Genomic DNA, 23,187 nt, shown 5'->3' with positions numbered 1-23,187 from the left:
TAGTGAATTTTTAATTAAAAGTATGTGAATTCATAGCTAACGTAATCTCTTTTATAGTTTTATTTTTTAGTTTGACCAGATAGTTCAACAGACTTTTGCGTACAACGCTGCATAGCTGAAATAATCGCTGTTCGTAATCCTTTTTCCTCTAATGTTGCTACAGCTTCTATTGTCGTTCCGCCAGGAGAACAAACCATATCTTTCAATTCACCTGGATGTATTCCTGTTTCTAATACCATTTTTGCAGAGCCTAACACAGCTTGAGCAGCGAATTTATATGCTTGATTTCTTGGCATACCATCTAGTACAGCAGCATCTGCCATCGCTTCTATAATCATATATACATAAGCTGGTGAAGAACCACTTACGGATGTGACAACATCCATTAATTTTTCACTTACGATCTCTGTTTGACCAAAACTATTGAAAATGTTTAGTACATCTTCTAAATCTTTTTCTGTCACCATTTCATTAGGGCATAATGCAGACATTCCTTCTCCAACAAGAGCAGGAGTATTAGGCATTACTCTTACAACCTTTACTTTTTTATTAAAGGCATTTTCAGTACTTTCAATACTTTTTCCAGCAGCGATCGTAACGATGATAGCATCGTTTTTGATTACTTCTTTTATTTCATTAATTATTGATGAATATAGGTCTGGTTTGATTGATAAAATTAAAATATCAGCATTTTTAGCTACTTTATTGTTGTCGGTAGTTGTAGTTAGCCCATATTTTTCACTAGCATTTTTTAAATTAGCAGTGTTTAAATCTGAACAAATAATTTGATTTGAAGACACTATATTTTTGTTTATCATTCCGCCAATCATAGCCATTCCCATATTTCCGCAACCGATGAATCCAATTTGTTTATCCATAATAACTCAATCTTGCTCCTTTTATAATCAATTATATCGGTTTGATATTATTTTCTTAGAATAAGAATAACATCCCTGTGCAATATAAAGAAACATTCTAAGAGAATATATTCCTTTTTGCAACACTAAAAGACAAAAATTAATTATATTCGACATTATGTAAATATATACACTATAATGTAAGGTTTTATGTTTATGAATATGAGTTAAACTTATATCATTTTGTATTTTCATTCAGTAGGGCGATAATTTCATACAAATAACTTGTGGCTCTATTTATTTTTAAAAATACCTCTTGACACCGAATCGAACTATATCGCATAATATAAAAAAATTAGATTGAAAATCGTTGAAGGGAATTAGTACATATGTCTTCTTGCGAAAGAGAGTGGAATTCACCGGCTGAAAGATTCCTCGTATAGAATATATCGAACCTATCCCTGAGTCTTAAATGAAAGTTTAGGCGTTCGCCTGCGTTATAGGCACCAAGTGGATATCTATGTATATCAATTAAGGTGGTACCGCGGAACAATGACCGTTTCGTCCTTTTTATTTTATTAAGGGCGAAGCGGTCATTTTTATTTTGCTCTTAAATACTTCAGTGCAGCATTGATGAGAATAGATATAGTTACAAAGTGAATGAAGTGTAATTTATAAAAAAACTTTGATTTTAGACTTGGGGGATAAAAAAGTGAAAAAACAACGAATTGTTGTAAAGATTGGGAGTAGTTCCTTGGCAGATAGTCATGGAGGCATCTCTACAGAACAGCTTTCAGATCACGTTGCCGCATTGGCTCGGTTGAAAGAAGATGGGCACGAGGTTGTGTTAATTACATCTGGAGCCGTCGCTGCAGGTTTTTCAGCGCTAGGATATCCTAGCAGACCTGTAACGATTAAAGGGAAACAGGCTGCAGCAGCTGTCGGACAAAGTTTGTTAATGCAGGCGTACACGGAGGAATTCCGTAAATATGGCATCGTTACTGCGCAACTTTTGCTGACGAGAAGTGATTTTTCTAGAAAAGAACAATATAGTAATGCTTACGCTACGTTAGGAGAATTATTAAACCGTTCCGCTCTTCCAATTATTAATGAAAATGATTCCATCTCTTTAGAGGAGCTAACGTTCGGTGATAATGATATGCTGTCAGCTTTAGTAAGCGGGCTTGTTTCGGCGGATATGCTTATGATCTTTACGGATGTGAACGGGTTATATGACAAAAATCCTCAGAAAAATGCGGATGCAAAAAAATATTATTTTCTTCCTGAAGTTACGGAAGAAATTTCTTCTCTTGCAGGAGATGCAGGCTCAAAACTTGGGACTGGCGGTATGAAATCAAAAATCGATGCTGCAAAGACAGCACTCTCTCTTGGTGTGAGTGTATTTATCGGAACAGGACGTGGACAGGAAAAGTTTGTAGATGTTTTGAAGGGTAAGGGTGATGGAACGTATGTTGGTAATGCTCCTCAAAAAGAAATGAAGATGAACAAGCAATGGATTGCCTTGCATTCGCTTGTTAGCGGACAAATTGAAGTAGATGCTGGGGCAGCTACTGCCATCATTCAGCATGGGAAGAGTTTACTTCCAGCTGGTGTTACGAATGTATCAGGATTTTTCCAAGTGGGTGAAGTTGTAGAGGTTGTAACGCAACAAGGGCGCGTAATAGGAAAAGGACAATGCACATATAGTGCAGAGGAACTAAGAGATGTAAAAGGTATGCAAAGCCAAGATATTCAAGTAAGAGGCGAGAGACATAGTTATGAAGTCATCCATAGGGATCATTGGGTTTCACTTTAAAAAGGAGGAAATAAAAATGAATGAAGTGTTGGCAAAGGGGATAAAAGCAAAAGAGGTTGCTAGAGAACTTGTGCTTAAAACTACAGATCAAAAAAATGAAGCACTTGCTGCAATTGCTAATCAGCTGATAGTAGAAACAGCTTATATTTTAGAAGAAAACAAACGGGATATTGAAGAAGGTAAGGAGAAAGGATTTTCTCATTCACTCCTTGATCGCCTTTTGCTGAATGAACAACGAATTGTTGATATGACAGAGGGTATTAAGCAGTTAATTGAATTACGTGATCCTATTGGAGAATGTGTAAGTGCATGGGAACGACCAAATGGACTATCTATTCAGGAGATGCGCGTACCACTTGGTGTTGTCGGAATGATTTATGAGGCAAGACCGAATGTAACTGTTGATGCTGCTACAATTTGTTTAAAAACAGGAAACGCAGTAATACTACGTGGTAGTTCTTCTGCTATACATTCTAACAAAGCTATCGTTAGCGTTATTCACCGGGCGCTTAAGCAAACTAGCTTGCCTTCAGAAAGTGTACAGCTCATAGAAGATACAACGAGAGATAGTGCAAAACAGTTGTTTACATTGAACGAGTACTTGGATGTTCTTATACCAAGAGGCGGTAAACAATTAATTGATACAGTAGTGAGAGAAGCGTCTGTTCCAGTACTTGAAACAGGCGCGGGAAATTGTCATATATTCATTGATGAAACAGCAGATAAACAAATGGCGTTTAATATTATTATAAACGCAAAAACGCAGCGTCCATCTGTATGTAATGCAATTGAGACGATTGTACTTCATGAGAATTGGGCAGAGCAATATGGTAGCGAGTTGTTTTCTTCCTTGAAGGAAAGAGGAGTGGAGCTACGTGGTGATAATAAAGCAGTGGCGATTGATCCTTCTATCTTACTTGCGACAGAAGAAGACTGGGAAACTGAGTTTTTATCTCTCACACTAGCAGTGAAAGTGGTTTCCACTGTTGAAGAAGCGATTCATCATATAAATACGTATGGATCTATGCATTCTGAAGCGATTATTACTGAAAACGAGGAAAACGTCAGCAAGTTTTTTACTTCTGTAGATGCCGCGGCACTTTATCATAATGCATCGACTCGTTTTACAGATGGATCCGAATTTGGATTCGGAGCGGAAATTGGTATCAGTACACAAAAGTTACACGTAAGAGGACCAATGGGGCTTCCAGCATTAACTTCTACAAAATATGTGATTCGTGGAAATGGGCAAATTCGAAAATAATAATAAAAGACACTCAATTGGCTTGGGTGTCTTTTATTATAAAAATTATTTACCATACAAATAGCCCAACGAGCATAGCACTTAATAAAGAAACAGCCATCCCGCTAACAAGAAGCTTCCAAACATTTTTACCGATGACTGATGATTTTTCTCCGCCAAATAATGAATTGTAAGTTCCGTAAATCATACCTACTGTACTAAAGTTAGCAAAAGAAGCTAGAAATGTCGTTGCAACCGCAACCGTATGCGGTTGTAGCGACTTTAAGTTTGATTTTAAATCCATCATTGCAACAAATTCATTCGTCGTTATTTTGATCCCCATTAATTCAGCTACATACATAGCATCACTGCCTGATAAACCGAGTAAAAATGCAAAAGGACTAAAGATAATGGAGAAGATTTTTTGAATTGTTAACCCCGTTACAAAAAATCCTAAAATCCCATTTAAACATGCTGTTAAAGCTACATAACCAATTACCATAGCTAAAATAACGATAACCATATTCATCCCAACTAACATACTGTTTGAAATAGTAGAAAAGAAATCCTTTTTTTCATGTTTTGAAGGTGTGTAAACAACGTCTTCTTCTTTCGAAACTTCCACAGGATTTAATACATTGGCTAAAATTAATGCGTTAATACAGTTTAATGGGATTGCGCTGAAAATATATGTTGCTGGAACCATTGATAAATAAGCACCAAGAATGGATCCGCTAACGCTACTCATACTCATAATTCCAAAAGTTAATAATCGATTTTCTTTTAAAACAGATAATTGATCACGAACAACCGCAAGTGCTTCGGTGTTTCCTAAAAACATCATTTGAATCGAAAAGAAACTTTCTAACTTTGGTAAACGAGAAATCTTTGAAATAACTGCACCTACTTTATCAATAATCCAAGTTAAGATTCCGAAATAAGAAAGAATATCGAAAAAAGTAATAACAAAAATGATAGGAAGTAACGCACTAAAGAAGAAATCAATGTGCTGACTTTCCATAGCTGAAGGAAATGCAAATCGAATACCTTCATTCGCACATGCTAGTAGCCAACTGAAAAATGACGCAATTTTATTAATGATAATACTGCCGAGCTTTGTGCCTAACATAAACCACGTAATAAAAAGCTCCAATAGGATGAGAATTACAATTGGTCTCCATTTTATATGTTTTTTATTAGGCGAACATAAGAAAACGATTAATATGACAACGAAAATCCCTAACATATTCAATATGAAATGCATGTCAACAACTCCTTGAGGCTTATTATTTGTATATAAAAAAGCATCTATTCTTCCAAATTTGGATTATGATTAGAAGTTATGAAGCATGTAAGTTATGTTAGGAATCAATGTATTTTAATTTGCTTTATTTTGAGCAATCGCAGTAATTATCGAACAATTAGTTGTTTTCAATTGTTTTGTTGGATATTAAACGTATGCGATTTTAAACATCGTTTATCCCGGATTAACGGGCAGTAAGACTTTTACCTCAAAATTCAGGGAAAGCAAAGAAGTGAAGTGGGGATGGGCTGCCCGCAAAATCCCGATTGGTAAGAGCTGATTAAAATTTCACTTTATAAATAAGAACGGTGAGTTGGCCATGAACCTTGAAGTTTCCGAAGCTGTATAATTTGTCCTGTATGATAAGCATCATGCAAAAGGATATTCATATATTGTCGCCAAACTGGTAGAGAAGGACTTAGTTGATCTAGTTCTGCTTCTTGAAGGGCGGTTAATGAAGATTGTAAGGCATCATGTACTTGAAGCGTTCGCTTTTCTCTTCAATAAACCTTCTCTATAGTTGAACAAGAGAGTGAAATACAACGTATAATTGAGCCATTAAAAAATCTCATTTTTAATATGATATTTAATAATCAAGGCTTTCATTGAGTCAGAATGAAAAGAGTATAAACCTTTTTCTGTTTGCTCATTGATTAAAGTTTTTTTAAAGTTGCAAAACGGTTCTAAAAATATAGAAGGTAAAATTCGATGAAAATAGAATATGTTATATAGCAAACAAGGAGGGGATAAAAATGGAGGTCTATCACATAACGAGCAGAAAAAGGGAAACATACAACGTTCAGGTGAAATATTCGATACTTTTCGAATGTGCACTTGGCATTGCAGCGATTACTCATAAAAGGTTAATTGATACTCTTGAAAAAACTCAAAGTGAATGGGAAGAAATTAAGAAAGCATTAACAGAAGAAATGAGAGAACACTTACAGTTTGTAGAAGAACATAATACGTGGAAAGCATTACTCCAGTTATTGTATGAAGAGGATTTTCAAGATTTATCGCAGTTTAATTTTAAAATTGATTCATTTTCAGAAGAAGATTTGAAATTTATATGTTTACCGTTTTTAGGAGAGAAGTATGAAGAGAAAAGACGTTTAGCTGCAACGGGAGTTGTATGTGCAATACACGAACTAAAGGAACTAACAGATAATCATCAGTTTTTTTCTACTTATATTAGCTTTATATGTAATGTAGATGTACAAGTGCTGAAATCGCATTTAATCGCTGTTATGACAGGTTGGTATGAGAGTGTTATTAAAAGAGAGGAAGAACAAATACTTTCTATATTAAAACGAGATTATGAAGCGAAAAATGAAATGAATAAAAAGATGAAGCCGGAAGAGTTTGTCGAGTGGGCGACTGGCGGAGTGAACTATATGCCAGAGCCAAGTGTTCATCACGTACTTCTTATTCCGCAAATGACGTACAGACCGTGGAATATTGAAGCGGATATTGATGATACGAAAGTATTTCATTATCCAGTTGCGAATGAAAGCATTCATCCTGAAGATCCGTATGAACCGAATTATTTTTTAGTTCAAAAACATAAGGCTCTTGGGGATGAGGCGAGATTGCGAATTGTAAAAATGTTATTTGAAAAAGAACGTACATTACAGGAAATAACGGAAAGATTACAGCTTGGTAAATCGACTGTACACCATCATTTGAAATTGTTACGTGCAGCGAAGTTAGTTGATATACATGACGGAAAATATGTATTAAGAAAGAAAGCAGTACAGTCTTTAGCGAAAGAATTAGATATGTTTTTGAATAGATAATTAACAACGAGAATGTACATAAAGGGAGGAATATAAAAGAAAAGTTGGTGTGTGAAATTGAAAAATCGTTCGTTCTTTTTTATGTGGATTGGTAGTGCAATCTCTGAATTAGGAGGGGCTTTCGGAACGTTATGTAATTCAATTCTAGTATATGAGTTAACAGGATCGGAAATGGCTTTAAGTAGTATGTGGCTATTATATTTCATCCCATCACTCATACTGCAATTAATAAGTGGCCCATTTATTGATAAATGGAGCCGGAAGTGGATTATGATTTTTTCACAATGGATACGGGCGTCCGTATTCTTATTACCTTTGGTGATGCTAGTTACAGGTAGTATAGAAGTTTGGCACATTTATGTTGTTCAAATTGTAGTGGGACTTATTACACCTCTTTATACACCTGCAAGTCAAGCAATTACACCGAGCATTGTAAGTCAAGGACAACTTCAAGACGCAAATGCGTATATTGATGGAATGACTCGTCTCATGATGTTTCTTGCGCCAGTATTAGGCGGAGTAGTCATTCATTTCATTGGAACAGAACTTACATTATCTTTCGTATGTATTTGTCTATTTGTTAGTGGTGCTTTCTTACTTTATATAAAAGAAAAGAGAACTACAACAGATATACGAAAAACGTGGCTAGAACAATTTCTTCAAGGTTTTACATATTTTTTTACAAAACCAATCATCGTTTGGCTCGGTATATTTCTTACTTTCGTGCAGTTTGGAGTAGGGGTAACGATGGTCACAAATCTTCCTTATATAAAAGACGAGCTGTTAGCGGGATATGCAGAGTACGGCTATTTTATGGCAGGTTTTCCACTTGGCTACGTAATTGGCTCAGTATTAGTCGGAAAAGTAACATATAAAAGCCGGCGTATACTTATGCTTGGGGGATTGTTTATAGGGGGACTCACATACATTTCGCTAGGGTTCAATCATAGTATTATCATTGCAATACTAATTGAAGTAATAGCAGGGATTTGTATTGCATTTTTCAATGTTCATAACACAACAATATGCCAACAAATCGTCCCAAATAATATGATAGGACAAGTATTTTCAGTGCGTTTATTTTTCATACGATCCGCTATGCCATTAGGTGTGTTAGTAGGGGGAATATTGAGTGAAATGTTGGGAGTAAGAGCGCTATATGTAATTATCGGTGCAGTTATATGTGTTACATCTTTAATAGGGATGTTACTTCCATATTTCAAATTTTTAGATGAGGCGATAGAAAAGAAATCAGCATAATTCAAAAAATTAAAACTTTACAATTGAAAATAATTATCATAATCAATTATAATAGAAGAATACTAGTATTCGTATAACAAAGAGGGAGTGGAATATATGTTTATCGAAACGAAAACATTTACAGTAAAAGAAGGTACATCAAATATAGTTGTAGAACGTTTTACTGGAGAAGGCATAATTGAAAAATTTGAAGGCTTCATCGATTTAAGTGTTCTCGTTAAAAAAGTAAGACGCGGTGACGAAGAAGTTGTCGTAATGATTCGCTGGGAATCGGAAGAAGCATGGAAAAACTGGGAAACAAGTGAAGAACACTTAGCTGGACATAGAGCGGGCCGTGGTAAACCAAAACCAGATCATATTATTAATGTGGATCATGCGGTTTATTATGTGAAATCATCGAAATCGGCTTATCAACAGTCGTAATATACAAGCAGAGGATACATGTTGTAGAAGCAAACATGTATCCTCTTTTTTATTACTGGGGGGATGGGAATGATAGGAAATCTTTCATTCATTTAAAAAACGTTCTAGGCTATAGAAAAAAATATTAGACTTATAAAGCATAGTCTTAGACGGAACGCTTGAATATTTTCCCTTACATATTTAAGTGTTATGGAAATGAGTCTATATACCTTCTGTTTAAAAGGAGATGAGTACATGAAGCTGAATCATTTAAATTTATGTGTTGATGATTTATCAGAAGCGAGACATTTCTTTGAAACATTTTTTGATTTTCAATTTTTGGAGCAAAAAGGGAAAGCACTTGTAGTCATGAGTGATGAGAGTGGTTTTATACTTGTACTAAGTGATCCAAAAGCATTTAAAGGGAATAAGGAAGTTACGTATCCGGAAGCTTTTCATATTGTTTTTTTAGTGGATACATCAAGTGAAGTGGATCAAGCGTATAATCGTTTAGTAGCCGGCGGCATTGAAATAGACAAGGAACCTTATTTGATGCGAGGTAGTAGTTATGGTTTTTATTTTACAGTATTTAATGGCTTATTAATTGAAGTGTCTTGTCTTGATTATAGAGAAGGTAAGAAAGTTTCAAAGCTTAATAGTAACCATCTAGAGTAATCATTTGAAGGTGTATAGAATTTAAGTATGTATCATATTAGAAGACGGATTAAGAAAGTTTCACTGTAAAGTAAAAAAGACAGACTAATAAATAGTCTGTCTTTTCACATTAATTCTTCACATCATCATAAAGTTCAAGTGCCTCTTTCACATTCAATCCATTTTTCACAATGCCATGTATCGCTTGAATCATCGCAGCTGGGTGCTCGGATTGCCATATGTTTCGGCCCATATCTACTCCAATTGCGCCTTCTTGCAGCGCATTGTACGTAATGTTTAATGCGTCTTCAATTGAATCTAGTTTTGGGCCACCCGCGATGACGACTGGGGCAGGGCATGTGCTCGTTATTTTTTCGAATCCTTCACAGTAATACGTTTTAATAATATCAGCACCCATTTCAACACATACGCGGGAAGCAAGTGCTAGAAAGCGAGCTTCACGTTTTTGTAATTCTTTTGCGACTGCGGTAATGCCGAGTACAGGTAGGCCGTAATCGTGAGCTTCAGAGACTACATTTGCGAGATTTGTAACAGTTTGTGTTTCATAGTCTGATCCGACAAAAACAGAAACGCCAACGCCAATTGCGTTTTGCTTCACTGCTTCTTTTACAGGTGTAACAATTGTTTCATTCGCTAAATCTTTACCGACGACAGTAGCACCGCCAGATACACGCATAACCATCGGTGTGCTGCAGTTTTCAGGAATACAGGAGCTAAGTACACCACGCGTTAAAAAGAGAGAATCCGTGTAAGGAAGTAAGTTTTTAACTGTTTCAAGTGGTTGTTCTAGTCCGTGAATTGGTCCTAAGAAATAACCGTGATCTATTGCTAACATTACCGCTCTGCCATCAGGTAAAATTGTATTTAATCGATTTTTAAATCCCCAAGTCATTCCAAATCACTCCTTCGTTAATGTTGGATTTTCCGTTTGTACAGTATCTTTATTTGGTAAATGTGGTGACTTAATAAAAACAGCTTTAAAAGGTTTGTCAGAATGGTTAATAAGATAGTGAGATTCATGAGGACGAACTTGCAGGACATCACCTTGTTTAATTGGAACTCTTTCATTATTCACATAGAAATCTATTTCACCTTCTAATGCATAAAAGACCTCTTCGCACGTCGTATGATAATGGTTTTGAAACTCCTGGCCCGGTTGAATGACAACAAGGCCAAGATCAATATTTGGACCTTGTATTAAATATTTCGGCCCGTTATCACCGAAGCGATAGGAGAAGTCATTTTCATTCGCTTTTAACATACAGTTCACTCCTTTATGTAATGTGTTACAGTGCACCAGGCGCAATCCACATATGTGAGGTGAGCCCTTTATCAGCTAAAGCGAGCTGACTGTCATATACAGTTTTCCATGTTTCATAGAACTCTTTATATAGTTCGTGATTTTCAGTAACTGGTTCGAATGTTTGCTCCCACTGTACAAACTCTTCGGCAGTTTCTTCCATAGATGAATATATGCCAGCACCAACTCCAGCAGCAATCGCAGTTCCTAAAGCAGCTGCTTCTTTCACAACAGGTACTTTTACAGGAATACCGAGTACGTCTGATAGAATTTGTGGCCATAGTTTTCCTTTAGCGGCACCGCCAGCAAAAATAACTTCAGAAGGGAATGTGCCAGTTAGATTTTTTATTAATTTTAAGTTTCCAAGTGTAATGAAGGCTGCATTTTCTTCAATAGCACGAAACAGTTCTTTTTTTCCGCATTTGTCAGCGTCTAAACTTAAATTTAAAAAAGAAGGTGCGGCATGACGCCAAGAAATGTAGTTCATAACGTTTGAAAAAGTAGGGATAATGCCATGTGAACCGACAGGTACGTCTTTCGCTTGTTCTTCTAGTAATTCATAAGCATCTACACCGAGTTTATCAGCAAGTTTCTTTTCTTCTTGGCAAAAAGCGTCTCGAAACCAGCGCATAACGAGACCTGGGAAAAAGGCGATTGTTTCATATTGCCATAGGTTCGGAACGACGTGACAATTTACTCGAATCGCAGCATGTGGATCTGTTATTGGCTCAGTAACATTCACTTCTTGTTGCCAAAAGCTACCCCCGCATATTAACGTTTGATTCGGTTTCACGATTCCTGTTCCGAGCGATGCCATTTGAGCATCTCCACCCCCGGCGACGACAGGAATCCCTTCACGTAATCCAGTTAATGCTGCACACTCTTTTGTAACGTTGCCAATTACTGTACCAGCTTCATTTACTGTTGGTGAAAATGGCAAAGATAGACCGCACTCCTTAGCGACATCGTTATCCCACACTCTATTTTGTAAGTCAAAAATACCTGACGTGCATCCGTTTGAGGGATCAATTTGTAGTACGCCGCTTAGTTTATATAAAATCCAATCGTTTAACATTGTAAAAGAGTAAATATTATTATAGACGTCGGGTTCATGTTTTTTTATCCAGAGTAGGCGTGGTAAAGCACCTAATGAAAAAGTTTGACCAGACTTTGTATATAAATCTTTTTCAAGATGTGACCGAATTTCTTTTAATTCACTAACTTCGACGGATGCGCGCCCATCAACATTTGCACACGCCCATATTTCTTGCCCATCTTGATCATATAAAACAAATCCTTCTCGCATACTTGTAGCGCTAATAGCAAGAATAGAAGAGGCAGGAGTGTTGCTTTTTTGAAGCACCTCTTTCGTACATTCTTGTACTAGCTTCCAATTTTCTACTACATCAAAGTTCATAGAGCCTGGATAACGAAGGTCAGATTTGTGAATCCATTCTTTTTGACTTACTGCAATTTGATTACCATGTAAATCAAAAAGAACTGCTCGAATGCTCCCTGTACCAGCATCAAAAGCTAATAAATGGGACATTAACAATCACCATCCTTTCGTAATAAGGAGAGGGCAGTTTCCTCATCGGTAATTAATGAATGAATAAACTTTCCTTTTAAGGCACCATAAATTGCATCTATCTTTTCAGTACCTCCAGCAACACCGACGACATGCTTCATATTGCGCAAAATAGAGAGGGGCGTGCCAATTAGACGATTGTGATGCGAGAGCTCTAATAAATCGCCATTTGTATTATAAAATTGTCCTAAAATATCGCCAGCACCGTTTTGACTACGAATATATGTCATCTCACGTAGTGTTAATTTTTCTTCTTTTACAATCGTAGCGTCTTGAGATAATCCCCCAATACCGACAACAGCCGTATGAGCAAGTGAAGCGACTTGAAGCATATCTTTTACACTCGGTTCTGATAGAATACTTTGTGCCATTTCGGTTGTAGACGCTAGAAACGGCGTAGGGATAATGTGAAGTTCGCCTTGCATGTAGTGTAAATAGTTTTGTTTTCTCGGGAGATAGTGATTTACCCCGCCTGTTAGCGTTACGATTGAAAGGTTGATAGAACTTTCAAAATGAATGTTTTCTAGCATTTTGCTAATTGTTTCTCCCCAGCCAATACCGAGTAAATCGCCTTGCTGGAGATGAGTTTCTAAATATTGTGCAGCAGCTTTTCCGAGAGAAGCGTGATAATTGTTTACTGGGGTAGGGATAATAAAAGCATCTTTTAAGTGGAATTTTTTCATTAGGTCACGCTCAATACTTAAACAGTGCAAACCAGTCCCTTTTACGTGAAATGTAACGATACCTTCACTCCGCGCTTTATCTAATAACCGGACGACTTTATTTCTTGAAATATGAAGAAGTGACGCGATCTCCTGTTGTGTTAATTGGTCTTTATAATAGTACCAAGCTACTTTAGTTAATAAATTTTCTTCAAAGTTCAGCTGAGTCATACTCTTCATCCCTTTCAACAATTGACCACAGCTTAAACATATGTACCATATATTTTGTTTATTCCAGTTGAAACGATTAATAGTACGTAGAAAAAAGTGTTCTAGATATAAAAAAAGGAATATACAATGCTACAAAACAAGTAGAACAAATAATCATTTTCTCAAAAAATGTTCTGGGTAAAGGCAGGTGACATCATGTGGAGAATGTGCCCTTATTACAAGTGAAGAAAATGAGTAAGGCGTTTTCGAATCAACTTGTGCTAAAGGAAGTGAACTTACAAGTAGAGCATGGTGATATATACGCTTTAGTTGGTGGAAATGGCGCCGGGAAATCGACATTAATGAAAATATTAACGGGGTTATATTCGTATGATAGTGGAGAAATGTATGTGAAAGGAAAGAGACAGCAGTTTGCAAATCCAAAAGAAGCACACCAAGAAGGGATTTATTTAATACCACAAGAACCGCTCATTTTTCCGCATATGACCATTGAAGAAAATATATGTATTGGATTAAAGGGGAATAGAAAGAAGCTTAAAGTAAAAGTTCAGCAATTAATTGACAGTTTAAGTTGGGATATTGATCTTAATGAACAGGGAGAATCGTTATCTATTGCGCAACAACAGTTAGTAGAAATCGTTAGAGGATTAATAAGAGAAGCTGAGATTCTTATTCTAGATGAGCCAACATCGACATTAACAACACACGAAATTAAGAGTCTTTTTGTGTTGATGAAAAGTTTACAAGAAAAAGGAATTGGGATGATTTATATTACGCATCGTTTTCCAGAAATCTTTGAAATTGCCAACAAAGTAGCAATACTACGTGATGGAATGGTTGTAAGCCAAGGTGATGTATGTGACTATACATATGACATGCTGATGGAGGGACTATTGCCAAAAGGATATAAACAGAAAGAGAAAATAGAAGTAGTTCAAGAGACAGCAAAGACGAAAAAAATATTAGAAGTGGTTGATATAAATGGTCACGCATTCGAAAATATATCATTCACTGTACATGCGGGTGAGGTTGTAGGTGTTGCTGGCATTATAGGATCTGGCAGAACGGAATTAGCAGAAGCGATATTTGGATTGAAAACTATAAAATCAGGGTCTATCTTATTGGGGGGAAAATCAATTGATACGTGTTCTTTGCATAAAAGGCTAGACGAAGGACTAGTTTATGTGCCAGAGGATAGGGCGAGGAATGGAATTTTCTCAATTGCTTCTGTTAAAGAAAATATTGCAGCAGCAAGTTTATATCAAAATAATCGCTTTTTTATAAATCAAGAAAAAGAAAGCGCTTTAGTTAATTCGTTTATAGAACAGTTCCGAATTGTTGTACAGAATATGAATAAAGAATTGGCATCTTTATCAGGAGGTAATCAGCAGAAGGTCGTGCTTGCGAAGTATCTTGCATGTAATCCTAAAATTATTATTCTTGATGAGCCGACTCGCGGAATTGATGCGAAAGCAAGGCTTGAAGTGTATGAGACGATAAAAAAAATGAAAAGGGAAGGACTCGCAATTTTATTAATCTCTTCAGATGTTGAAGAAATTATCCAATTAGTAAACCGTGTATATGTAATGAGAAATGGGCGATTTGTTTCTCATATGGAAAAAGAACAACTGAGTGTGAATGAAGTTACACGCCTTGCATACGGAGGTGTAACGGAATGAAACGTATGTATAAAATGCACGAAACGTCTATCATAATGTTACTACTAATTTATATAGCTATTGTAGGGATGATAAACCCTAGTTTTATTCAATTTACCTCGTTATCTTTACTGATGAAATCAAGCGTTATTTTAGTCGTGCTAGCAATCGGTCAATCGTTCGTCTTATTTACGAAAAATATAGATGTATCAGTTGGTTCAAGCATGGGATTAAGTGCAGCAGTTTGCGGAATGATGTTAACGAATGGGTATAGTGCATTCTTGTCGATATTTGTAGCTATTATACTTGGGGCCATTATCGGTTTCGTAAATGGTATTGGAGTTGCGAAGTTTCGGGTACCAGCCATTATTATGACATTAGGCATGTTAGGAATTGTTAGAGGTGCAATGTTAATTTTCACAGGCGGGAAGTGGATTGAAGATATTCCAAACGATTTTAAGCAGCTGTCATCTATCATCATTCTTGGTTTACCTATAACTGTATGGTTCGTTCTTATTATTTTACTACTACTATACTTTTTTTTAAGAGAAGTGCCATTGGGAAGATACTTTTATGCGGTAGGTGATAATGAAGATGGCGCGAGGCTTATTGGTATACCTGTTAATAAAGTGAAGATATATGCGTTTATGATTTCAGGCATAAGCGCTGCGCTCGCTGGTTGCATATTTGTTATGAATATCGGGTTCGTTCCAAATCAAACTGGTACAGGAATGGAACTACAGGTGATTGCAGCTGCTGTGCTAGGAGGAATTCATCTAAAAGGAGGAACAGGTTCTATATTTGGAGCTGCACTAGGAGCATTGTTTTTAGAAGTGATAAGCAGTTCACTTATCTTTTTAAAAATACCAGCATTTTGGAATAATGCTATTTCAGGTTTTTTACTATTACTTATTATCATATTAGATAGCGTCATGAAGAAGTGGAAAGCAGAAAGGAGAATGAATCTATGAAGTATTTTTACAGATGGGAAGGTGTGTTAATCATATTACTTCTTATAGAATTCATTCTCTTTAGTTTTATAAACAGCAATTTCTTAAATATTAGTAATCTCCTTTTTAGTACAAATGATTTTCTATTCATAGCAATCGCGGCAATTCCAATGACTTTCGTTATTGTAACAGGAGGAATTGACGTATCTGTAGGATCAATTATGGGGCTAACCTCGATTTTAATTGGTGTGTTTTGGATGAATGGAATTCATATTTTACTAGCAGTAATAATGGCACTTATAGTCAGTTGCTTAGCAGGAGCTTTAAATGGGCTTATTATAAAATTGACAGATGTAGAACCACTAGTCGTTACACTCGGAACGATGTTTTTATACGGAGGAATTGCACTCGTCATTTCAGGAGGGGCAGGTGCTTCTGGATATGAAGGGATAAGCGGCTTACCTGATACTTATGTACAACTAGCAAATGGTAGTTTTATAGGAATACCCAATTTATTATGGCTACTTATTTTATTAACAATTGTATGCACGATTTTGTTTCACCGAACGATATATGGGCGCCACGTAAAATTAACAGGCGCGAATGAAAATGCAGCAAAATACACCGGGATTAAGACGAAGAAAGTAGTAATCATTGCTTACATACTTTCTGGGTTAGGAGGTGGATTAGGAGGAGCTTTCTTAACTGCATATTTCGGTTCTGCACGTGCTGATATAGGAAGCGAAACAATATTACCAATTATTACAGCAGTTGTATTAGGCGGGACACTTATTACAGGTGGAAAAGGAAGTATTTTCGGTACTGTACTGGCGAGTATTTTCATTGGGCTCATGCAGTATGGCTTGCAAATGACGGGTTTAACAAATGAACAATCCAATGTAGTAATAGGTATTATCCTTATTCTTTCAGTTATTATGAGACATTTCAAATTACATCAATTTTTAGCGGGGAAAAGACAGAGTTTGCATAAGGGGGAAATGTCATGAAGAGAAAACTAGGGATTGTATTGATTGTATGTATTTGTTTAATCGGTTTAATTGCGTGTTCTAGCCAAACGGCAGATAAGAAAAAGGCTGATGATGTGAAATTTGCATTTATTCCGAAATTAACAGGAGTTGGTTTCTTCACATCGGGAGGTGAAGGAGCAAAGGAGATGGGAGAGAAGCTAGGCGTACAAGTGAAATATGATGGGCCGTCTGAAGCGAGTGTATCAGGGCAAGTAAAGTATATAAATAATTTTATTAACCAAAACTATGATGCACTTATGGTTTCCTCTACATCAGTTGATGGTTTATCGCAATCACTACAACGTGCTAAGAAAAAAGGAATGACCGTCTTAACATGGGATTCTGATGTGAATCCGAAAGATCGTTCTTTTTATATAAGCCAAGGAACACCAGACCAACTTGCTAACTTATTAATAGAAATGACTTCTAAGCAAATTGGAGATAAAGGAAAAGTAGCATTCTTTTATTCTAGCCCGACAGTAACGGATCAAAACCAATGGGTAACGAAAGCGAAAGAAATTATTAAAAAGAAATATCCGAACTGGGAAATTGTAACGACGCAGTACGGTGAAAATAATGCACAAAAATCTTTATCCGTAGGGGAGAACATATTAAAAACGTATCCAGATATTAACGCAGTTATTTGTCCAGATGCAACAGCACTCCCAGCAATGGCGCAGGCAGCTGAAAACTTAAAAATGGATAAAAAAGTAGTGGTAACTGGATTTTCTACACCGAACGTTATGCGTGATTATGTAAAACGAGGAACAGTACAACAATTTGGTTTATGGGATGTAAAACAACAAGGTGCTCTCGCAACGTATGTAGCAAATGAAATTGTTGTAAAAGGGAAGAAGTTAAAAGTAGGGGATAGCTTCGAAGTAAAAGGAATTGGAAAAGTGAAAGTAGAGCCAAACTCCATTCAAGGATATGATTATGAGGCAGAAGGGAACGGAATTATCGTATTACCAGAACGAGTTGTATTTACGAAAGATAATATTGATAAGTATAATTTTTAGTAGACAAAAAAACGTCCGAATATATCGGACGTTTTTTTATTTCTGCATTAATTATGAACAGTTTCTTTTTCGTTTAATCCAAGTGTACGACCAGTAGAAGTGTGAAGGTCTTGGAACAATCTTGGATTTTCAGTTAGTGAAATGCCATATGAAGGAATCATTTCTTTTATTTTTTCTTCCCATTCTACCATGCGGCTTGGGAAACATTTTTCTAATACTTCGAGCATGACGTGAACAGCAGTAGAAGCACCTGGTGATGCGCCTAGTAATGCGGCGATTGAGCCGTCAGCTGCACTTACTACTTCTGTACCAAATTGAAGTGTTCCTTTACCGCCAGCATCAGTATCTTTAATTACTTGTACACGTTGTCCAGCAACTACAATATCCCAATCTTCACTTTTCGCGTTCGGAATGAATTCGCGTAATTCTTCCATACGTTTTTCATGTGATAACATAACTTGCTGAATTAAGTATTTTGTAAGTCCCATTTCTTTTACACCAGCGGCTAACATCGTTAAGACATTATTCGGTTTTACAGAACCGATTAAGTCAAGATTTGAGCCAGTTTTTAAGAATTTAGGTGAGAAGCCTGCGAATGGTCCAAACAGTAAAGCTTTTTTATTGTCTATATATCTCGTATCTAGATGAGGTACAGACATTGGCGGAGCGCCAACTTTAGCTTTACCGTACACTTTCGCATGATGCTGCTCTACAACTTTTTGGTTTTTACATACCATAAATAGTCCACTTACTGGGAAGCCACCGATATGCTTTGATTCAGGGATACCAGTCTTTTGAAGTAGAGGTAGGCTACCACCACCGCCGCCAATAAAGACGAATTTAGCAGTATGATGCTCAATTTTACCACTATTCATATCGTGTACTTTTACTTCCCACAAACCATTTTTCGTGCGCTTAATATTTTCAACACTATGCTTGTAGTTTAGCTCGACATTTTTTGTTTTTAAGTAATCAAACAACATACGTGTTAATGCACCGAAGTTAACATCTGTTCCAGAGTCAATCTTCGTTGCCGCCATCGGTTCATTAGATGTGCGACCTTCCATAATGAGTGGAAGCCATTTTTTTAATGTTTCAGGAGCATCAGAAAATTCCATTCCTTGAAACAGTGGATTTTTTGAAAGCGCTTCAAAACGGTTTTTTAGAAACTCAACATTTTTTTCCCCTTGTACTAAACTCATATGAGGTAGTGGCATAATAAAATCTTGTGGATTACGAATTAATTTGCTCTTTACAAGATATGCCCAAAATTGTCTTGAAAGCTGGAATTGCTCATTCACTTTTACAGCCTTACTAATATCTATAGATCCGTCAGCTTTTTCGGAAGTATAGTTCAGTTCGCATAGCGCAGAATGCCCTGTACCTGCATTATTCCATTCGTTAGAGCTTTCTTCCCCGGCACTTGCGAGTTTTTCAAAAACTTTAATTTCCCATTCTGGTGCTAATTCTTTTAGTAATGAGCCTAACGTTGCACTCATAATTCCTGCACCAATTAAGATAACGTCTGTTTTTTGCTGCATGTTGCTCATGATAATCTCTCCATCCCCTATATTGGCAAAAAAGTGTAGGTGTTTTCTATGTCTAAGCCGTAAAAGAGAAACACCGCCTAGGCCCCACCTAGGTGTATACCTTTTTTGTCTCAATTATATAACCATCTCATACTCTATTATAATAATTAATAGACTAAAATATCTAGTGTTATCTGATAATTTTAAACTATTTAACGTTTTATTCGCTAAAAATCTTATTTAACAAGCTCTTTTAAGGTGGTAAATAGAAAAAAATTACAGTTTGAAATTATCTCGAAAAAGCTTACGTATCCTTAAGTGACTAAATCGAGTACCTTTTTATGGGATTATTCTTTCTGTAATGGTAAGATTATTCTGAAAAATAAAAAGGAGGGACTCTAATGTGTACAAAAGAACAAATTTCAAACTTATTTCGAAACTTTTCAATAAAGGAATGTAAAGGGTCAAGTGATTTATATGAATATTTATCAATGAAAATTGCTGAAGATGAGGAAGTACTTACACTATCGTCCTATGCTCAGGTAGGTCAACCAGTCCCAAACTTACTATTAGGTGCAGTACATTATTTATTGCTAGCAGGGAAAGAACATCATTTAAAAACGTATTATAGTAGTTTAGTTGAAAATGCTGATACAAATTTAGATAAAGCTTTTAATCATTTTAAAGATTTCTGTAAAGAGTACCGAGAAGAAATCATTACTTTGTTACAAACGAAACTCGTTCAAACAAATGAAGTAAGACGGTGCGCATACTTATACCCAAGTTTCTGCTACATATTTAACAAAGTGAAGAAGCCGTTAGCGTTAATTGAAATTGGGACAAGTTCTGGGTTGCAACTGTTCTGGGACCAATATCGTTATTCGTACGGGACGGATGAAATGTACGGAAATATAGATTCAAATGTGCATGTAACTTCTGAAATAAGAGGGGAGAATGTGCCGCATTTTCTAAAAGAAAGCCCATCTGTCGTAGAAAGAATCGGACTGGACTTACATGTGAATGATTTACATAATGAGGAAGATTATTTATGGTTACGTGCTTTAATTTGGCCAGAGCATAAAGAAAGGTTTGAGATGTTTGATCAAGCTGCATCTTTAGTGAAAAATGAATCTGTCCAATTAATAGAAGGAGACGGTGTAGAGCTATTATCATCTATTATTGAACAAATAAGTGAAGAAGCTGTTATTTGTATTTTCCATACACACGTCGCAAATCAAATACAAGAACAAGTAAAACATAAGTTAGAAAAACAAATACAAGAAATTGGCGCAAAACGTGATGTATTCCACCTGTATAACAACATGTGGGATCGTGACCTTCATATTGATTATTATATTAACGGAAATGAATATCGTGAAACGGTTGGAGAAACAGAAGGGCATGGGAGATGGTTTAGCTGGAAGATTGGAAATGAGACGCTTATTTAGATTAATAGGGGCGCCCTCACTTGTAAAAGAAGGGACCATAGGCTCAAGCATTGACTAAATGGTTAAGGAATAAATGTATTAGTAACATACAAAAAATGCTTCGGAGAAATCCTAAGCATTTTTTGAATTACATTTAAACCCCATAATGGATCATGTACTTCTGTTCTGCTGCAGCTTGTACAATTTTTGAAGCTAACTCATTCAGCTCATCAGATTTTCTGAAGAACTTTGAAGATGTAACTGTTTCATAGAGAATTGCTAAAGATTCAGGAGGGATAATTGTAATCCATCAACTTGTGATCCGATAAAGAGATTTTTTAACACTTTTTCAGCGTAAATTTTATCCTCTGTATTCATTCTTGAATTCCTCCTTTTCATAAAAATATACCTTATATTTTTATTGTAATAAATAAATTTTCATGTAAAATGAACCTTTTGTGAAAAACGAGCGAATATAGTGTGAAGGATCATGAGAGGGGAACGGAGCTTTGGATGAAGTACAATTAAAAGAATGGCTATATAAACGAAAGTATGTTGTCCAAAAAAGAGTTTGAGAAAGTGTTACTTTGGATTGTTGAATAGATATTTAGTAAAAGAATTAACCAATAATTATATTATGTAAACTTTATTTATAAAACACCCATTTAAAAAATGGATGTTTTATATTTTAATATATTAGGTGTAATATATAGTTTAAAAAAGCGGAATACTTTGCGGAAAGTTAAAAATATTTTTCGAATCATATTTCGCTTTTACTTCCATTAATCGGTCAAAGTTGCAACTGAAGTATGCATCTGGCCAATTTTTAATGGATAGGTCAGGCGTATTAACGTAGACACCTTTTGTAAATGGAAGCATCGCTAAGCGGAAGTCTTCAACCCATCGAATACTTCCAGCGGCACCTTCTGGTTGCTCCCAAGTAGCGAATATTGACATGTTTGATAGTGCTTTTCGGTAAAAGTAAGCAGTTGCCTCATTTGGCACCTCAGCAACAGCACCGCCTAATCCGTGGAAAAATACGGAGGTGGTGGAAAAGGGAGGTGCATTATTAATAAAGTGATCGATAATGGATAGTCCTTCTTCTGGTAATAGTTCATATACATATGGACCAACACTTTTAAATGGTAAAGGTGTTGCAGGTTGCTTTTCAGCTATTTTCGCTGCTGCTTCTGTCCATGGTATTTCTTCGATAGTTACTTGCATTGGTGAACCAGCTTCTAGTAATGGCTGTAGTAGCGACTGCAATTCTTGTACAGAACCGAGAAATACACCTTGCATTAATAATGATGGTTCTAATCCTGCAGACATAAAAAGAGTAGTTGTAAATCGTTTATTAGCGCAAGGTAGCGTATATTCTTGCCAAGAGGTTAATACAGGTTTTAAATCTGATATCCCCCAGCTTATTTCTGCAAATCCTACCGTATTAATTTTATGTGTTCGAAACTTAAACGAAGTACATATTCCAAAGTTACCACCACCAGCACCGCGCGAAGCCCAATAGAGATCGGAGTTACACTTGGCGTTAGCGCGTATTATACAACCATTCGCGTCTACCATTTCTAATTCAAGTAAATGATCGAGAGTTAATCCAAACGGACGAGAGAGAATACTATGTCCGCCACCTAAAGTAACACCTGCAATCCCGGGAGTAGGACAAACACCGCTCGGCACAACTAACCCTTCAGCTGCAAGTGTTTCAATTAAAGAAATATTTCTCCATCCAGTCCCGATAGTTACAGTTCCATTATTGTGATCTATTTCTAATTGTTTCATTTCACTTACATCAATTACAAGACCAGCATTACTGACGGATAATGCCTCATAATTATGACGTCCAGAGCGCATGCGTATAGGAACGTTATGTAGCCTTGACCAGCGAACAGCGTTTACTACATCCTGTGTATTTTGAGCAAAAACAATGATTAACGGAAATTTGTTGAAGAATGTATTGAATTCTTCACGCGCTGAATTATAATCAGGATCATTAGGTGTAACGATACGACCAGTAAGTTCAATTTTTTGATTATTCATTTCAGTCATCTCTCCTTGACGTGAAATATTTATAATGTGGAAATACAGAACATAAAGAAGAACTGACAATACTTTATAAGTAAATGAATAAAGGAAAAGGATTATTCCAATAAAGAAAAAGGCAGTGCTACATAAGTAGCGCTGCCTTTTTGGAATTATATGTATGTGCTCAAAATTTCCCCAGGTAATCCATCAATCTCACAAACTTTCTCCGATGTAAAACCTACACTTAGTAAAATTTTGCGAGAAGGGATATTATTCGGATCGATAATTGCTTTTAGTACGTTTACATCTGTTTGCTTCGCTATTAAAGCTAGTTGTTAATTTTTGATTATGTACGTACATACAATATGTAATTAAGTGAATGACCATCATAGTAATTACAGAAAAG

Annotated in this window: 19 protein-coding genes, 3 pseudogenes and 1 other annotated feature; of the genes and pseudogenes, 11 read left to right on the top strand and 11 right to left on the bottom strand. The window is 36.1% G+C overall.

The genetic code is table 11. The annotated features are described in order from the left end of the window. Positions 1-59 precede the first annotated feature (59 nt). Positions 60-878, bottom strand: coding sequence for a pyrroline-5-carboxylate reductase (gene proC / locus ES895_RS15525; protein WP_000360729.1), 819 nt, complete (start codon positions 876-878; stop codon positions 60-62). Positions 879-1,218: 340 nt separating this feature from the next. Beyond that, positions 1,219-1,429, top strand: a binding site (T-box leader). A gap of 140 nt (positions 1,430-1,569) precedes the next feature. Between proC and proB the strand changes: the two genes are divergently transcribed. Then, positions 1,570-2,673, top strand: coding sequence for a glutamate 5-kinase (gene proB / locus ES895_RS15520; RefSeq protein ID WP_000744736.1), 1,104 nt, complete (start codon positions 1,570-1,572; stop codon positions 2,671-2,673). Positions 2,674-2,689: 16 nt separating this feature from the next. Then, entirely contained in the window at positions 2,690-3,937 is a 1,248-nt protein-coding gene (locus ES895_RS15515) for a glutamate-5-semialdehyde dehydrogenase (protein ID WP_001006620.1), read from the top strand. A gap of 49 nt (positions 3,938-3,986) precedes the next feature. On the opposite strand, the gene ES895_RS15510 is transcribed toward ES895_RS15515, so the two are convergent. Then, a complete protein-coding gene (locus tag ES895_RS15510; RefSeq protein WP_000545484.1) occupies positions 3,987-5,180 on the bottom strand; it encodes a NupC/NupG family nucleoside CNT transporter in 1,194 nt (397 codons plus the stop codon). Between the two features lie 332 nt (positions 5,181-5,512). After that, positions 5,513-5,713 (bottom strand): annotated as a pseudogene (locus tag ES895_RS15505) (DinB family protein); the annotation flags it as partial. Between the two features lie 258 nt (positions 5,714-5,971). On the opposite strand from ES895_RS15505, the gene ES895_RS15500 reads away from it, so the two are divergent. The 4 genes from ES895_RS15500 (at position 5,972) to ES895_RS15485 (ending at position 9,352) form a co-directional block, all read left to right on the top strand. Next, on the top strand, positions 5,972-7,015 hold the full coding sequence (locus tag ES895_RS15500) for an ArsR/SmtB family transcription factor (protein ID WP_000454579.1): 1,044 nt from the start codon (positions 5,972-5,974) through the stop codon (positions 7,013-7,015). A gap of 51 nt (positions 7,016-7,066) precedes the next feature. Further along, a complete protein-coding gene (locus tag ES895_RS15495) occupies positions 7,067-8,275 on the top strand; it encodes an MFS transporter (RefSeq protein WP_135238466.1) in 1,209 nt (402 codons plus the stop codon). Between the two features lie 96 nt (positions 8,276-8,371). Further along, entirely contained in the window at positions 8,372-8,698 is a 327-nt protein-coding gene (gene hmoA / locus ES895_RS15490; RefSeq protein ID WP_000469498.1) for a heme-degrading monooxygenase HmoA, read from the top strand. 234 nt (positions 8,699-8,932) lie between these two features. Then, entirely contained in the window at positions 8,933-9,352 is a 420-nt protein-coding gene (locus ES895_RS15485; RefSeq protein ID WP_135238465.1) for a VOC family protein, read from the top strand. 109 nt (positions 9,353-9,461) lie between these two features. Here the strand turns inward: ES895_RS15485 and lsrF are convergent, their stop codons facing one another. Genes lsrF through ES895_RS15465 form a run of 4 tightly spaced genes read right to left on the bottom strand, consistent with a single transcriptional unit; the run spans position 9,462 to position 13,133 of the window. Next, positions 9,462-10,244, bottom strand: coding sequence for a 3-hydroxy-5-phosphonooxypentane-2,4-dione thiolase (gene lsrF, locus ES895_RS15480; RefSeq protein ID WP_000219782.1), 783 nt, complete (start codon positions 10,242-10,244; stop codon positions 9,462-9,464). Positions 10,245-10,250: 6 nt separating this feature from the next. Continuing rightward, positions 10,251-10,613 carry a cupin domain-containing protein gene (locus ES895_RS15475; protein WP_000909986.1) on the bottom strand — a complete coding sequence of 121 codons (363 nt, stop codon included), beginning with the start codon at positions 10,611-10,613 and terminating at the stop codon, positions 10,251-10,253. A 25-nt stretch (positions 10,614-10,638) separates the two neighbouring features. Beyond that, a complete protein-coding gene (lsrK, locus tag ES895_RS15470) occupies positions 10,639-12,201 on the bottom strand; it encodes an autoinducer-2 kinase (RefSeq protein ID WP_000018815.1) in 1,563 nt (520 codons plus the stop codon). Continuing rightward, positions 12,201-13,133 carry a sugar-binding transcriptional regulator gene (locus ES895_RS15465; protein WP_000192709.1) on the bottom strand — a complete coding sequence of 311 codons (933 nt, stop codon included), beginning with the start codon at positions 13,131-13,133 and terminating at the stop codon, positions 12,201-12,203. Before ES895_RS15465 ends, lsrK begins: the two co-directional genes overlap by 1 nt. A gap of 197 nt (positions 13,134-13,330) precedes the next feature. Between ES895_RS15465 and ES895_RS15460 the strand changes: the two genes are divergently transcribed. Genes ES895_RS15460 through lsrB form a run of 4 tightly spaced genes read left to right on the top strand, consistent with a single transcriptional unit; the run spans position 13,331 to position 17,788 of the window. Beyond that, positions 13,331-14,812, top strand: a complete 1,482-nt coding sequence (locus ES895_RS15460) for a sugar ABC transporter ATP-binding protein (RefSeq protein WP_000432630.1) — start codon at positions 13,331-13,333, stop codon at positions 14,810-14,812. Further along, on the top strand, positions 14,809-15,762 hold the full coding sequence (locus tag ES895_RS15455) for an ABC transporter permease subunit (protein ID WP_000827684.1): 954 nt from the start codon (positions 14,809-14,811) through the stop codon (positions 15,760-15,762). The genes ES895_RS15460 and ES895_RS15455 overlap by 4 nt, the downstream gene beginning before the upstream one ends. Further along, positions 15,759-16,748: an ABC transporter permease gene (locus tag ES895_RS15450; RefSeq protein WP_000873530.1), complete on the top strand. Its 990-nt coding sequence runs from the start codon at positions 15,759-15,761 to the stop codon at positions 16,746-16,748. Before ES895_RS15455 ends, ES895_RS15450 begins: the two co-directional genes overlap by 4 nt. Continuing rightward, positions 16,745-17,788, top strand: a complete 1,044-nt coding sequence (gene lsrB, locus ES895_RS15445; RefSeq protein ID WP_000823656.1) for an autoinducer 2 ABC transporter substrate-binding protein LsrB — start codon at positions 16,745-16,747, stop codon at positions 17,786-17,788. Before ES895_RS15450 ends, lsrB begins: the two co-directional genes overlap by 4 nt. A 47-nt stretch (positions 17,789-17,835) precedes the next feature. Here the strand turns inward: lsrB and ES895_RS15440 are convergent, their stop codons facing one another. Next, positions 17,836-19,338 carry a malate:quinone oxidoreductase gene (locus ES895_RS15440; RefSeq protein WP_000069138.1) on the bottom strand — a complete coding sequence of 501 codons (1,503 nt, stop codon included), beginning with the start codon at positions 19,336-19,338 and terminating at the stop codon, positions 17,836-17,838. Positions 19,339-19,718: 380 nt separating this feature from the next. Between ES895_RS15440 and ES895_RS15435 the strand changes: the two genes are divergently transcribed. Beyond that, positions 19,719-20,765 (top strand): DUF2332 domain-containing protein, encoded by a 1,047-nt coding sequence (locus ES895_RS15435; protein ID WP_000337436.1) that lies wholly within the window; start codon positions 19,719-19,721, stop codon positions 20,763-20,765. Positions 20,766-20,898: 133 nt separating this feature from the next. Here the strand turns inward: ES895_RS15435 and ES895_RS29780 are convergent. From ES895_RS29780 to ES895_RS15425, 3 genes and pseudogenes are all read right to left on the bottom strand, one after another. Further along, positions 20,899-21,051: pseudogene (locus tag ES895_RS29780) on the bottom strand (short-chain dehydrogenase); the annotation flags it as partial. 407 nt (positions 21,052-21,458) lie between these two features. Then, complete coding sequence (locus ES895_RS15430; protein WP_135238464.1) at positions 21,459-22,796, bottom strand: FAD-binding oxidoreductase; 1,338 nt, start codon at positions 22,794-22,796, stop codon at positions 21,459-21,461. A gap of 155 nt (positions 22,797-22,951) precedes the next feature. Then, positions 22,952-23,116 (bottom strand): annotated as a pseudogene (locus ES895_RS15425) (GNAT family N-acetyltransferase); the annotation flags it as partial. Positions 23,117-23,187 lie beyond the last annotated feature (71 nt).

Source organism: Bacillus sp. 007/AIA-02/001 (assembly GCF_004634455.1).
Classification (GTDB): Bacteria; Bacillota; Bacilli; order Bacillales; family Bacillaceae_G; genus Bacillus_A; species Bacillus_A cereus.
Note: the sequence above shows the minus strand (reverse complement) of the source record. Positions and strands in the feature narration are given on the sequence as shown.

What these genes read in the sequence shown, in the direction of transcription:
- proC (WP_000360729.1), bottom strand. Translation starts at nt 878, where the DNA reads ATGGATAAACAAATTGGATTCATCGGTTGCGGAAATATGGGAATGGCT.
- ES895_RS15515 (WP_001006620.1), top strand. Translation starts at nt 2,690, where the DNA reads ATGAATGAAGTGTTGGCAAAGGGGATAAAAGCAAAAGAGGTTGCTAGA.
- ES895_RS15510 (WP_000545484.1), bottom strand. Translation starts at nt 5,180, where the DNA reads ATGCATTTCATATTGAATATGTTAGGGATTTTCGTTGTCATATTAATC.
- ES895_RS15500 (WP_000454579.1), top strand. Translation starts at nt 5,972, where the DNA reads ATGGAGGTCTATCACATAACGAGCAGAAAAAGGGAAACATACAACGTT.
- hmoA (WP_000469498.1), top strand. Translation starts at nt 8,372, where the DNA reads ATGTTTATCGAAACGAAAACATTTACAGTAAAAGAAGGTACATCAAAT.
- ES895_RS15485 (WP_135238465.1), top strand. Translation starts at nt 8,933, where the DNA reads ATGAAGCTGAATCATTTAAATTTATGTGTTGATGATTTATCAGAAGCG.
- lsrF (WP_000219782.1), bottom strand. Translation starts at nt 10,244, where the DNA reads ATGACTTGGGGATTTAAAAATCGATTAAATACAATTTTACCTGATGGC.
- ES895_RS15475 (WP_000909986.1), bottom strand. Translation starts at nt 10,613, where the DNA reads ATGTTAAAAGCGAATGAAAATGACTTCTCCTATCGCTTCGGTGATAAC.
- lsrK (WP_000018815.1), bottom strand. Translation starts at nt 12,201, where the DNA reads ATGTCCCATTTATTAGCTTTTGATGCTGGTACAGGGAGCATTCGAGCA.
- ES895_RS15465 (WP_000192709.1), bottom strand. Translation starts at nt 13,133, where the DNA reads ATGACTCAGCTGAACTTTGAAGAAAATTTATTAACTAAAGTAGCTTGG.
- ES895_RS15455 (WP_000827684.1), top strand. Translation starts at nt 14,809, where the DNA reads ATGAAACGTATGTATAAAATGCACGAAACGTCTATCATAATGTTACTA.
- ES895_RS15450 (WP_000873530.1), top strand. Translation starts at nt 15,759, where the DNA reads ATGAAGTATTTTTACAGATGGGAAGGTGTGTTAATCATATTACTTCTT.
- lsrB (WP_000823656.1), top strand. Translation starts at nt 16,745, where the DNA reads ATGAAGAGAAAACTAGGGATTGTATTGATTGTATGTATTTGTTTAATC.
- ES895_RS15440 (WP_000069138.1), bottom strand. Translation starts at nt 19,338, where the DNA reads ATGAGCAACATGCAGCAAAAAACAGACGTTATCTTAATTGGTGCAGGA.
- ES895_RS15435 (WP_000337436.1), top strand. Translation starts at nt 19,719, where the DNA reads ATGTGTACAAAAGAACAAATTTCAAACTTATTTCGAAACTTTTCAATA.
- ES895_RS15430 (WP_135238464.1), bottom strand. Translation starts at nt 22,796, where the DNA reads ATGAATAATCAAAAAATTGAACTTACTGGTCGTATCGTTACACCTAAT.